At 62.5% G+C, this 13,090-nt stretch carries 11 protein-coding genes; 4 read left to right on the forward strand and 7 right to left on the reverse strand.

What is annotated here, in order from left to right; genetic code table 11:
• Window positions 1-7: 7 nt before the first annotated feature.
• The 6 genes from HHAL_RS07665 to HHAL_RS07690 are packed head-to-tail and all read right to left on the reverse strand — an operon-like array spanning window position 8 to window position 7,181.
• Window positions 8-1,039, reverse strand: coding sequence for a FemAB family XrtA/PEP-CTERM system-associated protein (locus HHAL_RS07665; RefSeq protein WP_011814305.1), 1,032 nt, complete (start codon window positions 1,037-1,039; stop codon window positions 8-10).
• Window positions 1,040-1,087: 48 nt separating this feature from the next.
• Window positions 1,088-1,993 carry an XrtA system polysaccharide deacetylase gene (locus HHAL_RS07670; protein WP_011814306.1) on the reverse strand — a complete coding sequence of 302 codons (906 nt, stop codon included), beginning with the start codon at window positions 1,991-1,993 and terminating at the stop codon, window positions 1,088-1,090.
• 50 nt (window positions 1,994-2,043) lie between these two features.
• Window positions 2,044-3,159, reverse strand: coding sequence for an XrtA/PEP-CTERM system-associated ATPase (locus HHAL_RS07675; protein WP_011814307.1), 1,116 nt, complete (start codon window positions 3,157-3,159; stop codon window positions 2,044-2,046).
• 7 nt (window positions 3,160-3,166) lie between these two features.
• Window positions 3,167-4,657 (reverse strand): TIGR03016 family PEP-CTERM system-associated outer membrane protein, encoded by a 1,491-nt coding sequence (locus tag HHAL_RS12655; protein ID WP_011814308.1) that lies wholly within the window; start codon window positions 4,655-4,657, stop codon window positions 3,167-3,169.
• Complete coding sequence (locus tag HHAL_RS07685; protein WP_011814309.1) at window positions 4,632-5,630, reverse strand: XrtA-associated tyrosine autokinase; 999 nt, start codon at window positions 5,628-5,630, stop codon at window positions 4,632-4,634. The genes HHAL_RS12655 and HHAL_RS07685 overlap by 26 nt, the downstream gene beginning before the upstream one ends.
• A 15-nt stretch (window positions 5,631-5,645) precedes the next feature.
• Window positions 5,646-7,181 carry an XrtA system polysaccharide chain length determinant gene (locus tag HHAL_RS07690; RefSeq protein ID WP_041595533.1) on the reverse strand — a complete coding sequence of 512 codons (1,536 nt, stop codon included), beginning with the start codon at window positions 7,179-7,181 and terminating at the stop codon, window positions 5,646-5,648.
• 340 nt (window positions 7,182-7,521) lie between these two features.
• Between HHAL_RS07690 and HHAL_RS12660 the strand changes: the two genes are divergently transcribed.
• The 4 genes from HHAL_RS12660 to HHAL_RS07705 all read left to right on the forward strand — a co-directional run bounded on the left by HHAL_RS12660 (window position 7,522) and on the right by HHAL_RS07705 (window position 10,774).
• Window positions 7,522-8,091 (forward strand): PilZ domain-containing protein, encoded by a 570-nt coding sequence (locus HHAL_RS12660; protein ID WP_011814311.1) that lies wholly within the window; start codon window positions 7,522-7,524, stop codon window positions 8,089-8,091.
• Between the two features lie 178 nt (window positions 8,092-8,269).
• Window positions 8,270-9,004 (forward strand): GNAT family N-acyltransferase, encoded by a 735-nt coding sequence (locus tag HHAL_RS13055; RefSeq protein ID WP_011814312.1) that lies wholly within the window; start codon window positions 8,270-8,272, stop codon window positions 9,002-9,004.
• A 56-nt stretch (window positions 9,005-9,060) separates the two neighbouring features.
• On the forward strand, window positions 9,061-9,909 hold the full coding sequence (locus HHAL_RS07700) for a PEP-CTERM/exosortase system-associated acyltransferase (protein ID WP_011814313.1): 849 nt from the start codon (window positions 9,061-9,063) through the stop codon (window positions 9,907-9,909).
• A gap of 1 nt (window position 9,910) precedes the next feature.
• A complete protein-coding gene (locus HHAL_RS07705; RefSeq protein ID WP_011814314.1) occupies window positions 9,911-10,774 on the forward strand; it encodes a ThiF family adenylyltransferase in 864 nt (287 codons plus the stop codon).
• Window positions 10,775-10,824: 50 nt separating this feature from the next.
• Here the strand turns inward: HHAL_RS07705 and HHAL_RS07710 are convergent, their stop codons facing one another.
• Window positions 10,825-13,086, reverse strand: a complete 2,262-nt coding sequence (locus tag HHAL_RS07710) for an efflux RND transporter permease subunit (RefSeq protein ID WP_041595106.1) — start codon at window positions 13,084-13,086, stop codon at window positions 10,825-10,827.
• Window positions 13,087-13,090 lie beyond the last annotated feature (4 nt).

The following is a 13,090-nucleotide window of genomic DNA, read 5'->3' on the forward strand; positions in this document are numbered from 1 at the left end:
CTCCCTCCTACCCCAGACCCCGGACCACGATGGGTCCCAATCGATTCACCACCGAAAGCGGCAACCGCTGCCAGATGCGGATTGCTTGCCGGTACCGCGGATTGAGCGGATTGTGCTCGGGGATCGTGCTGCGCTTGTAGAGCTGGTATTCGTAGGCCAGCGGCTGCGGCTCGAACCCCCAGTTGCGCTTGAAGTGGTAGGCACCGGTCCCCTTCTTGCTCCGCCCGAAATCAAACAGCCGGTACCCCTCCTCACACCCCCGGCGCATCAACTCCCAGTAGAGGAAATCGTAGCCCGCCACCTCGCGCGCCGCAGGCAATCCGCCGCCGTAATAGGGCAGAATCTCATCCCGGAAATAGAACGTCAGGACACTCGTAACCGGCTTCCCGTCGTGGGACACCATCAGTACGCGGCAGTCGTCACCGAAGGTCTCCGCCAGTAGGTGGAAGTAACAGCGTGGAAAGACCGGCGTACCCAGACGGTGGACACTTCGCGCATAGAGGTCGTGAAAGCGGTCGAGATCGGCCTCCCAGGTCGCTTCCAAACCGGCCTTGATCCCCTGGCGCACCATTCGCCGCTGCTTGCGCGGGATGGCTTGGAAGTTCGCGTCCTCGTCAGCCGCCAGGGATTTCCGGAAGGTGGCGTACAACGCATCCTGGCGCGGCCACTCCGTATGCACCGGCGCGCGGTGGCGATACTCCAGAAACTCTACACCCAGCGCCCGGGCACGCTCCTGAGCCGCATGGTCGAGCGCCTTCCGCGCCGATTCATCGGCAGCGACCACCCCGCCATAGACGCAGAAGGGGGTGGAAATCAGGGCATCGCTGAACAACCAGCTCTTGCTGCGTGCCAGCGGAAGCACCCCCACGATCACCCCGTCACGCTCGGCGTAGAGATACTCCGTTACGTGACCGAACGCCTCGCGCAGGACCCGCGCCCAGCCGCTGCGGTGGAAAAAGGTGGCCTCCGGCGACTGCTGAACGAAAGCGTCCCAGCGGGCCTCGTCCGCCGCTTCCAGTCTCGCTACGCGTAGATCCATTCCTGTACCGCTTCTCCCTGTCTGCTGGCGCTCCAAAGCGGCTAACTTTCAGAATGCCTGGGCTGAAACCGCCTGCCCGGCCTGCCAGTCGCTGACACCGGCCAACTCCGGCGCAAAGACGCGATCGATCCGATCCCAGTCCAGATCCTGGAGCAACCGACTGAGCCGCTGCTCCGTGCGATGCAGGTTCACGTAGTGACGAACGCGGGTGCGGAGATCGATGCCCGGGACCCGCGGCTGCTCGGGATCGAGCTCCCAGGGGTGAATATAGAACACCGCCGGCTGCCCCTCCGCTTGGGCGATCCAGCGCAGAGCTGCCCACGAGACCCGGTAGGGCAGAAGTCGAAAATAGCCGCCGCCACCCGCCGGAAGATTCCGACCAAGGAGCCGAAGCGTCGCCGGGGGCAACTCTAGGAGGCCGCCTTGCCCATCCGGACGATGGGCGTGTCGTGGTGCCTCAGGGGTGCCGTAGTGGTCATGCCGGACCGGGTAGACGCTTGAGCTGTAGCGGTGACCGGTCTCCTGCAGGATCTCTCGCGCCCAGGGCGTTCGCGGCCCGATGGAAAAGGCCGGCGCCCGATAACCGACCACCGGCACCCCGCCGGTGTCTTCCAACAGCCCCTTAGCCCGGATCAAATCCTCGCGGAATGCGCGCGGCCCGATCTCCCAGACGCGCTCATGCCCGTATCCGTGGCTCGCCAACTCGTGACCGGCAGCCACGATGCGGCGGACAACCTGCGGATAGCGCTTCGCCACCCAGCCGAGGGTAAAGAACGTGCCGCAAACACAGCGGTCGGCACAGATCTGCAGAAGCCGATCCATGCTTGCCTCGATGCGACAAGGCCAGCGCTCCCATGCGTCCCGCCCCACATACGGCGCCATGGCCAGGACTTGAAAGTAATCCTCGACATCCACTGTCAGCGCATTGCACCGCGCCCAGCTGCGCTCCTCCATGGCCCATCCCCCTTTGGGGCCTTTCCGCCCCCGTCATCCCCACGCGGCAGTCACGGTTCCCCGCGGTTTACCTCCAGTGCCCGCTTGAGCGAGCCACTCACCTGACGCGTCAGGCGGTAGCCGGAAATCAGATAACGCTCAACCCGCTCCAAGCGCTGATTCAGCCGTTCCTGGTCTTCACGCTGAACATTGACCAGCTGCTGTACCCGCTTATAGGTGAAACCGAGGTAACGCTCGATCCGCTGCAGCCGCTGCTCTAGAGTTTGTCGGTCGGTACCGAGCCCCTCCCGGGCGTTTTCCGGATCCTGCTCCGAAGGAGAACTCGGGGCTGCATCCCCGTTATCCGCCTCGCCCAGATCGGCCTCCACCTCGTCGATAACCGACTGCACCTCACGGACAGTAAACTCGTGGCACTCCTCCAAGTACCCCATCAGAAGCAACCGGTCGCAGAGCGTATTGATCCGCCTCGGGGTTCCCTGAGTGTAGTCGTAGATCCGCTGCCACGCCCCCTCTGAGAAGCTCGGATCCGCCTCCCAACCCACCTGGGCGAGCCGGTGCTCGATGTAGGCCCGGGTATCTTCAGCATCCATCGGGCCGAGGTGATAGGTGGCGATCACCCGCTGACGCAACTGCTGCATATGCTCACTGCGCAGGAGTCGCCGAAACTCCGGCTGACCCAACAGAAAGCTCTGCAGCAGTGGGCCACCCTCGTCGCCCTGAAAGTTCGAGAGCATGCGCAACTCCTCGACGGCTTCATCGTTGAGGTTCTGCGCCTCGTCCACTACGAGCAGCGCACGCTGGCCACGGGATCGAATCCGAACAAGAAATCGCTCCAACTCCCGCAACTGATCGGCCTTGTTCTGCGGTGGGTTCTCGATCCCGAAGGCGAGACAGACCAGCCGCAGCAGGTTATCCGCGCTCAGTCGGGTGCTGACCAGGTGGGCCGCGAGCAGCGGGCGATCAACGATGCCGCTGAGTAGACTCCGCGCCATGGTCGTCTTACCGGCACCGACCTCTCCGGTGATGACGATAAAGCCCTCGCCCTGCTGCACCCCATACTCCAGGTAGGCCATCGCCCGGCGGTGGCCTTTGCTGGCGTAGAAGAAACGTGGATCGGGGCTCAGCGCGAATGGCTTGTCGCGCAGGCCGTAGAAGTCTTCATACATAGGCGGCTTAGAATTCCATGGTCAGGCGGGCACTGATGCGGTTCTCGCGACGGCGCTCGTCCAAAGCGAGGTCCTCACGCCCCTCGACGCGCTGCCGGTGGATCAGATCCAAATCGCCCGAGGTCCGCCGCCCCAGGCTGCGCGAAAGACCCAAGGAAAGACGGTACTCCTCGCTCTCGCGCTCCTGATCGTCGACATCTCGCCCCTCGATCCAGCGGTAGACCCCCCGCAGCGTGGCATCCGTCCGCGCTCCGAAGGACCAGCCCCACCGCCCAACGACGCGGCGCTCGCGCTCCACCGCGTCCTCGAACCGGTCGTCACCAATCCCAAACTCCTCGTCGCTGTCCCTCTGGATGAACTCCAACCGGAAGCTGTGGGGGCCGGTGGTATAGTCCCAGCTGCCACGCCAGGTCTCGGCAAAGGTGATTCGGTCCTCATCGACGAGCAAGTCATCCGCGTCGAGAAAGCCGAACTCGGCCAGAAGCCGATCAAACTCGGTTGCCTCGGGATCAAGGGCGCGTCCCAAGCCGTCCGTCCGCCCCTCGGCGTAGGAGAGCCGCCAGGTGGAGCGCGGCGCCTGGTGGACCAAGCCCAACGATCGCTGATCTCGGCGATTCGTCTGATCCGTGTCGTCGATCTGGTCCTTGAACTGGCCGTAACTCCCAGATATCTGCGTATTCCGGGTGATGTCCCAGTCGGCGTTGACCCGCCAGCTCTGGGTGTCGCGGCGCCGATCCTCGACCCGAATCCAGCCATCCGATCCGGATAGGCTCAGGCGCAACGACCGGCCGAACCGGTACCCCAAGGTGGCCTGGTTGGAGAAACGATCAATCTCGGCGCGCTCCGGATCGTCGAAGCGATCCCAGTTGCGTTCGGAGCGGAACTGCCAGAAGGTGCGACCGAACTGCGGGCCGCTATCCAGCTGGTATTGGGCGCGATGCACCTGTTGCGGCTGGCGATCCGATCGGTGGTAACGGGCCTCGTCGAAGACGTAACGCACCTCTTGCTCCGAGAAGCGACCCTGCCGCCACACCCAGTAAGGGCTGATGCGGTAGCGGGTCGTCTCCTGCTGATCCCGCGCGGTTACCGGATCGAAGATCGATTCCGCCCGCACACTGCGGCGGATGGAGCCCTCCACGAAGATCGACTCCCGCACCAACTCGGCGTTGCCACTTCCGCGCAGATTGTGGGTACTTCGGTCCCGGTCGCTATCGCGCCAGTAAAGCCGGTTGTCCCACGAGTAATTGAGGTCGAGTTCGGCACGCGCGCCCTCTCCACTCAGGGTCAAGCTCGGCCGCAAGAGCGTAACCAGGTCACTCTCCTCTGCACCCCGCGGGGAAAAATCGGCGTTGTCGGTCCACTCCTGACCAACGGTCATGCGCGGGGTGAAGGTCCACTGTGTCGAAGCGATACTGGCCCCGGAAATCAGCAGAAGCCCCAAGGCGGCCGCGGCGCCCGGCAGCGCCCGCGCCCTAGCTACCCTCGGCGACACGGCCATCCGCTTCCTTGGCGGCGCTGCTCCGGGGCTCCCCACCGTATTTACCGTAACCGTAACCGTAGCCGTAGCCGTAACCGCTGTATCCCAGCCCTCCATGACCGGTCGCTTTGTTGAGCATGGTCAGCACCACGTCGCACCCCTCCAGCAGCTCCGCGGCCCGCATCACCGCCGTTTGCGCCGTACCCTCAGCCTCGATCACGAGGAGCACCTGCCCCATCTCCCGGGCCAGCACACTCGGTTCACTGGTCGAGAGCAGCGGGGGGGAATCGAAGAGGATCACCCGATCCGGGTAGCGCTCGTGGATCTCCTCCAGCAGATCGGTCATACCCTGACTGGCCAGTAACTCCGTCGAACGACCGTGGGGACGTCCGGCTGGCAACACACTGAGATCAGGGATATCGGTGCGCAGGAGCACGTCCGGCAGACGAAGATCAGAGTCGGTCAACAGGTCCATGAGCCCCCTGTCGGCCGCGAATCCAAGTGTTCGCGGGACGCTCGGACGTGCCACGTCGGCATCGACGACCAGAACCGTGCGATCCACCTCCATGGCGATGCTCAGCGCGAGGTTGATCGTGGAGAAGGTCTTACCCTCCCCGGGGACGGCACTGGTCACCATGATCAACCGCCCTTTATCCACTACCGGCATGCCATGGCGCCCGAAGGCGTTATCGAGCAGCGGGCGCTTCATCAAGCGGAACTCCTCTTCAAGCCCGCTGCGCGCCTCTCCTGGAACCTGGATCCCCTGATGGCGCAACCACCCGTAATCAATCCGGACGTCGGCCGGTCGTTCGACGGTGCGCGGCGCGCGTCCGAACTGCGGCGTGGAGGGCCTGGCCTGCGCATATTCCGTCTGGGTCGTCTCGCCCGCCGGATCGGCCTCCTGTTGTCCGGCCCCCTGGACCGAACCTTGCGCTTGTGCACCGGGTGCCTGGTTGCCTCGGCGCTTCTCCAGCGCCCGCTCGATAATGCTCATACGCCCCTCGTCCGACTAGGCAAAAAAGACCCCAACCACCACCCCATAGGCAACCAACAAGGCTCCGGTTGCGCTGAAGAAGACGAGCATCTCCATGCGCCTGCGGCGCCGGTGGGCCGGCGTTCGCACCCGCGAGATCTGCCCCATGACGGGCCGCCCGGTGAGCTCGCCGAGCTGGCCGGGCGCGGCCACCGTGCCGCGAATCTGGGCCAGCAGGAAGGCGAATCCCGTGCCGGCCCCCAGCCCCAGGACCAGAACCGCGCTGCCCAGCAGGGGGCGGTTCGGCGCTGCCGCCTCACTTGGCTGCTCCGGTGGCTGCAGGACGCGAAAGTCCACCGAGTCCGCGCCTGACTCCACTTCGCCGGTCAGCACAGCCTGCTCAAGCCGATCCCGTAACTCAGAGTAGCTGTTCTGCAGGACTTCGTAGTCCCGTGTGAGCCGACTGTATTCCGACTCGATCTCCGGCACGTCGTCGGAGACCGCCTCAAGTTCCTGGACCCGCAGGCGCTGCTCCTCAACCCGAGTCTCCAGCGAGGCCACACGGCTTTCCGATTCGGCCAACTCCAGCTGCAGCGGATGATCGGGCTGACCTAGACCAACGCGATCTACCGGGGAGGCCATCAGGCTCTCGCTGAACTCCACCGCCTGCTCCTCCCGCTCCTCGCGCAGATCCTCAAGGACGCGCTGCGTATGCGCCACGTCCGGATGCTGATCGGTATACTGGCGGCGCAGCTCATCAAGCTCGGATTCCAGGTTACTGATGCGAGCGTCTAGCTCCGGATTCTCGAACTCCGGAGGCTGCACTAATCCGGGGTGATCGCCATCGCCCTCAAGCTGTGCGATGAGGCTCTCATAATGGCTTTGAGCCTGCTCAAACTCCAACTCCGCCTCAGCTAACCGCTCACGCTCGGCCCGCAAGCGGCTATAAAAATCGCCGCCGGCCAACAGAACCTCCGAGTGCTCACGGCGAAAATCCTCAAGCTGCTCTTCCTTCGCCCGCAGCCGAGTGCCGTAACGGTCGAGCTGATTCTCGATAAAATCGCGCGAGGCCGTCAGATCCGTCCGCGGGTCACCGAGGCCCCGCTCCATGAAGAGGTCACCGGTCTGACGCACCACGCGATAGGCCACCTCCGGGTCCTCATCGGAAAAACTGATCGTATAGATATTGTCCCCAGCCCCACTTTCGTCACCCCCGCGCAGATCGATGTCCTGCAGGCTATCGACGGCGCGGTCGATGTCGTCGTAGCCGAGGAGAATGTCGAGGTCCGCCTGCCGCGCGATCTCACGCAGGTTATCCCGGCTCAGCAGCGTGCTGGTAATCATGTTCATCCGCTGCTCAGCGTCCGGTCGCACCGTCATGCCGCCGAGCAGTGGACCGAGCACCGAATCCGTATCGACGTAGACCTCGCTCGACGCCTCGTAGGTGTCGGGGAGGGCGTGGATGTACGCCCACCCGGGTATACAGACCAGCCAAGCGATGGGAAGGATCCACCACCGTCGACGCCAGGTCGCTCGCAGTTGGTGCAGCACTTCCTGGACGACCTGCTCCATCTGCCCCATGGGTATCTGACTCCCCCAGCTTTCGTGCCGGAACCACTCTGGGGCAAGGCTAGCAGTGTCCTACGAGTCCGCAAGTTCGGTTCGTAACCCTTTACAAAACCAGGACAACACCCGGTGTCAGCGTTATTGACGCAAGCTTTGCACGGAAAACGCGAGGCTTTGCCGGGACACTTGCACACAGGGGCTGAAGGGGATGACGACGACCGCTTGGCACGGCACATGCAGACCGGCCCCCGGCAATAGGCATTCGTAAGATCGCCGTTGCCCTGGACGCATAACCACGAACATCCATGAACCTCGGAGAACATCCACGACCCTCGGAGAACTTAACGTGAACGCCCTCGACCTGGCAGAGGAGTTGGCCGATTTCTGGCTCCCGGTACTGGCGAAGCGCTCCTGGGAGGTGCGTGCCGACATGCTGGAGCAGATCCTTGGGCAGTTGGCGGACGACACCCCCGACCCCATGCTCTACCGCCGCCTGGTCGCGTTTTTCCTGGCGACCGCGATCGATCGCCTTGCGGCCGATGAGCCGGTCGCCAGCCAGGCGCAGGCACGGATCTACATCCAGTCGGCCGATCCGAAGCACCGCGCAATGGCCCTGGAACGCTTCCCCGAGGTCCACTCACGCCCTGCGTGGCGCGGCCACCCCCGTAACAACCCCCTGGACCGACGGGCCGCCCCGCGACACCGCCTAACCGCCGAAGCAGGCATCGAAGCCGCCCGTACCAAGATCACGTGTCGGATCCACAATATCTCAAAGTCCGGAGCCCTAATTACCCTACATTTAATGCTTCAACCAAGCGATGAGGTTCACCTGACGCTGCGATCTCGCGACCAGCCGATAAACGGTCAGGTGGCGCGGGTTTCCGATCATGGCTGTGGCATCCTGTTCTGCGCATAAAGGAGACCTCGCGAGAACACCGGCCATCGCTCCGAGACTCGTCGCGAGCGCGAGTCCTTTACCCCACCGATAATATCGTTTTTACCTTAAATGACCCACCACGCTGCCGTGACGATGCTGTAGCATATTCATCGGTCCGATTCACGTTCAACCCCAAACGTCATGAGGATGAGGACAATTGGAGTTCGCGATGTCATCCCCCTACTCCCGCTACAAGGTCATCCTGGCGACCGAAGATCAGGCGCGGTGCGCCCATTTCCAGTTACGATACATGGTTTATTGCGAAAAGAAGCAATATGAATCTTCAAGCCTTTTCCCGGATGGATATGAACGTGACGACCACGACAGTCACGCGCTCCACCTGCTTCTAAAATACACACCACCGGGATCCCAGACGAATCGAAACGTGGGCACGATTCGTCTAATAAAAGGCGGAAACAAACCTCTTCCGATCGAGAACATCTCCGACCTGAACAGCAATGAATTCACGAATGAATATAGTGGCGAGCTCTCGCGACTCGCTATCCATGAAGTGCCTTCAGGCCACGACACCCTCCCGCTGTTTATCCTCTGCCGTGCTGCACAGCACCACGCCAGGGGGTGTGGGATATCACGGCTATACTTCCTCGCTCGACCGGCGCTGGCCCGACATCTAACCCGTAACCATTTACCCTTCGAGCAGGCTGGTTCGCCTTGCTATCACCGCGGCCGCCGCATACCGTACGCGATGGACGTAAATGGCTTTGCTCGGGGGTTAGCGCGGTGGGAAAAGAAACTCATAAAACAGAAATTAGCCCCATCAAGTAAAACTGAAACCCTCCACGCCTACCAACATCCTAATAGACTTTCTGACATGGTTCCGAACGGCTGCCTGCAGACGAAGGGAATGCCGGAACCCAAAAAGGCGATATAAGGACGACAGCATGGATTACATCGACTCCCGCCAGGCCAACAAGAGAACCAAAACCCATGGATCGAAACGAGCTAGTGAATCAATTCCAAGCCTATTTCGAGTATCAAGTAGCGCTGACACCGGAACAGCGCAGGGAGGCGTTCCAGCTCCGCTACGATGTCTACTGCATGGAATACGGCTACGAAGACCCGTCGGACCACCCGGATGGGCAAGAGCAGGATGACTTCGACGAGAGCGCGTTAATTTGTACCGTACGGCACACTCAGACCGGCCGCTTGGCCGGGTGCTTCCGGATTATCCTACCCGGAATGGAACCGTCTGAGCCTGAAAGGCTTCAAATGGAGGTGGACTGCACCGAAACCCTGTACACAAATGGTCGATTAGACTCGGGGCGGCACCCAAAGAATCTCCGACGCGATTCGGTTTGTGAAGTATCCCGCCTTGCTATCCACACCGACTTCCGCAAACGCCCCGGCGAAAAGCAGACACGAATGGGTGCCGTTGACTGGCTTGACCTGCCCGAGGACCAGCGCCTTGCACACCTAAGGACCTTCCCGCTCCTTGGTTCCAGCCTGTTCTCCGCCGTCGCATACACCTGTGGACGGCTGGGACGAGATCACATCTTCGCGGTAATGGAACCACGTCTGGCTCGTCTACTTACCCGGGAAGGGATACGCTTCCAGCAGATTGGCGATGTCATGGAATACCATGGCGAGGAGCGCGCAGCATACTACAACTCACTGGAAAAATTCGTTGTGGAGACCGTTGCCTCCCCGCTGCTGAGACCACTCTATCGGATGGGGGAAAACCAGCTTGCACCAGGCTTGACGGTCTGGCTTGAGCGGCTTCGGAGCCATTCAAACGAGCACTCGTGTGGCCGTAGGCCGGACAACAAGGTAAGCTGACATGGCCCTCTTCGAATACCAGACCGCATTCAAGAGAACACTCGGGTGGATCACCGAGCAGGAGCAGGACACGCTTCGCAAAGCCACTGTGGCTATCGCAGGGCTAGGGGGTGTGGGAGGGAGCCACCTACTGACCCTAGCGCGGCTTGGCATCGGACGCTTTGCCGTCGCGGATTACGACGTCTTTGAACTGCACAACATGAACCGCCAGGCCGGCGCAACCATCAGCGCGCTGGGTCGGCCAAAAGTCGATGTGCTCTGCGAAAAAGCGCTCGACATCAACCCAGAGCTGGAGATCGAGCGATTCCCGAACGGGATTGACGCAGGCAATGTGGATCGGTTCCTTGATGGCGCTGACGTCTACGTCGATGGCCTCGACTTCTTTGTCTACGATATACGGCAGCTGGTCTTTCGGCAGGCGGCCACTCGCCATATCCCTGCCTTCACCGCAGCGCCGCTGGGCATGAGCGTCGCGTTCCTGGCGTTCCACCCCGGCGGGATCTCCTTCGAGCGCTATTTCCAGCTCGACCCGGAACTCGAAGAGGACGAAAAGGCTTTGCGGTTCATGCTGGGCCTTGCCCCTTCAGGACTCCACGCGGCTTCCTTGATCAACCCCTCCGCCATTGACCTCAAAGGGCAGTCGGGGCCATCCACCCCCATGGCCTGTGAACTCTGCGCCGGGGTCATGGGCACCGAGGTCCTCAAATGGCTCCTCCAGCGAGGTACCACCTACTGGGCCCCTTGGGCGGTGCAATTCGATGCCTACCGGATGAGGGTGCGGCGCACTTGGCGGCCCGGCGGCAACGCCCACCCCGTCCAACGCCTGGGCCTTTGGCTGGCAAGGCGCCGCCTGCTCGGGCAATGATCCATTGTGCTGGTGCGCTGCGCCCCTCCTTCTTTTGCCCCTGATTCCCTCTAAGCGGATACCCGCCCCAGACTAAGCCTCGGAAAGCGCTTCGCAAGCACCGTGACTATCGCCGGCATGAGGAGCAAGTCGAAGAGCAGTGCCGCGACCAGACCGATGGCCGTAAGCAGACCAAAGGCCGCGGTTGGCTGGAAGTCTGAAGCAGCCAGAACCAGGAACTGCGCACACAGGACAATAGTCGTCGCCGTTACCGCCCGGCCCGTATGCTGCAACGCCCGGGCCAATGCAGCAACGACACTGCTCCCTCTGCGCCGATAGAAGAGGAACCCGTGGTAGGTGTGGATGGTATCGTCCACCGCGATGCCGATTGCCACACTCGCCACCATGGCCGTCGCCATATCGAGCCAGACGCCGAAGGCCCCCATGACAATGAAGATGACCAGCAACGGAGATAGATTCGTCAGCATGGTCACAGAAGCCGCCGCCGCCGAGCGCCAGAGGACCAACATCAACACCGAGATCATCACGGCCACGGCAATGAGGCTACGAAGCTGCCCCTCTATGAGCAGTTCTTCCTGTTCGGCAAAGAGCCGCCCCATCCCGGAGAGCTCCCAATCCAGAACCTCAACGCTCGAGTCAAGCTCCCCCCGAAACGCCTCAAGAGTCTGACCGATTTCGCGAGCGCCGGTGACGTTCAGGTTCATCAGGACGATGGCCCGCGTGAAATCCCGATTGACCAGGTCGTAGAGATCTCGCCCGTCGTATACGAACAGGTACTGGGCAATCAGATCTTGCCGACCGGGCAGGGTCCGGAACTCCGGATCCTCGTCGTGGAACGCCCAGTGCATCTCCTCGAGCATATCCACCATCGATAGGGCGTAGTCCACCTCCTCCCGCTGTTCGGCCCAGCGCTGGAAGTCCCGAATCTCCTGCAAGGCAGCCGGATCCTGCAGCCCGTCGATAGCCTCGGCGTCGAAAACCGCCTCCACCACCATCACACCGGAGAGCGCGTCTTCGACCTTGCGGGTGTCTTGGGTGATGGGATGGCCCGCCGGGAAGAACTCGTAGAGATCACTCTCGACTTCGATCTTCGTGATCAGCGGCGCCGTCGCTGCAATCGCCAACGCGCTGACTGCGACGATCCAGCCCGCCCGACGCAGCGCGAATCCACGAGCCGCCTTAAGGATCGCGTCGAGGCCACCGATCCCGCGGCGCGGCAGCGACCAATTGCCGCGGTCGAAACGCGCGAGCAATGGTGGCAAAAGCACCATAACGACACAGTAGGCTAGGAGTACGCCGAACGCTGCGGTATACCCCAGGCTCTCGATGGGACGGATCGGACTCAGTGTGAGCGACAACAGCCCCGCAGCCGTTGTCAGAGCGGTAAACAATGCCGGCCTAGAGACCCTTTCCAAGCTATAGGCCAGCGCGCTTTCCTCGGTGTAGCCGCGTCGATGCGCGTGGCTCAGCGCGTTGAACAGGTGCATCAGCATTGCCACCGTCAGCGCGGCCAGCAACGGTGGCAATATGGACGTCACCAGGGTATACGGATGACCCAGCAGCACCATCAGCGCCAGCGCAGGCGAGACGACCGCACCAATCGCCGCCCCTCCGGCAACCACCACCAGCCATCGCCGGAACATCCAGAACAGCAGTCCGAGGCCTACCGCTGTGGTGGCCGGAATAAAGACGGCGCTATCCCGCAGCATGGAGCGCAGTTGCCAGACATCCAGCGCGACGTGGCCGGCAACCGCCTGTAGCCGCTCATCCAGGCCGGCCTCGGCCACCGCCTCGCGGAAGGCCCGCTCAAGCTCCAGCCGCTGCAGACTGTCTTCCAGTTCAGTCGGGCGCACGATGATCGCCAGGGCCGAACTATCCCGCGCAGCCAGCAACCCCGGTGCAAAACGATCTGCCCGGACGTGCTCCTGCCACTGACTCCCGCTCCGTTCTGGAATGGCGCCCGGGGGGACGATCTTCTCGACCGTGAAGCCATCGTCGACGGCCCGAATCTGATCGAATGACGTTACACCCAGCACTCGCTCGACCTGCCGGTTCTCCTCCAGGTGTTGGATAAGCTCATGGAGCGCGCTAAGATTCTCGGGCTCGTAGATCTCCTCGCCGCCGAACAGGCCGACCAGGACCTGCTCCTCCGGGAACTCCTCGCGCACCGAAGCGTCGAAAAGGACGGCCGGTGCCTCCTTGGGAAAGTACGACTCCGGCGCATTGTCGAAGGTCAGGTTGAGCACGAGCGGGCCTGGCGCCAGCAGCAGCAACGCAAACAAGGTCGCCGCCAACCACCGCGGCAAAGTCATACGC

The sequence above is a fragment of the Halorhodospira halophila SL1 genome, from assembly GCF_000015585.1.
Classification (GTDB): Bacteria; Pseudomonadota; Gammaproteobacteria; order Nitrococcales; family Halorhodospiraceae; genus Halorhodospira; species Halorhodospira halophila.

Bases quoted from the DNA above. Each gene is read 5' to 3' on its own strand.
- HHAL_RS07665 (WP_011814305.1), bottom strand. From the start codon at position 1,039: ATGGATCTACGCGTAGCGAGACTGGAAGCGGCGGACGAGGCCCGCTGG.
- HHAL_RS07670 (WP_011814306.1), bottom strand. From the start codon at position 1,993: ATGGAGGAGCGCAGCTGGGCGCGGTGCAATGCGCTGACAGTGGATGTC.
- HHAL_RS07675 (WP_011814307.1), bottom strand. From the start codon at position 3,159: ATGTATGAAGACTTCTACGGCCTGCGCGACAAGCCATTCGCGCTGAGC.
- HHAL_RS12655 (WP_011814308.1), bottom strand. From the start codon at position 4,657: ATGGCCGTGTCGCCGAGGGTAGCTAGGGCGCGGGCGCTGCCGGGCGCC.
- HHAL_RS07685 (WP_011814309.1), bottom strand. From the start codon at position 5,630: ATGAGCATTATCGAGCGGGCGCTGGAGAAGCGCCGAGGCAACCAGGCA.
- HHAL_RS07690 (WP_041595533.1), bottom strand. From the start codon at position 7,181: ATGGAGCAGGTCGTCCAGGAAGTGCTGCACCAACTGCGAGCGACCTGG.
- HHAL_RS07700 (WP_011814313.1), top strand. From the start codon at position 9,061: ATGGATCGAAACGAGCTAGTGAATCAATTCCAAGCCTATTTCGAGTAT.
- HHAL_RS07705 (WP_011814314.1), top strand. From the start codon at position 9,911: ATGGCCCTCTTCGAATACCAGACCGCATTCAAGAGAACACTCGGGTGG.
- HHAL_RS07710 (WP_041595106.1), bottom strand. From the start codon at position 13,086: ATGACTTTGCCGCGGTGGTTGGCGGCGACCTTGTTTGCGTTGCTGCTG.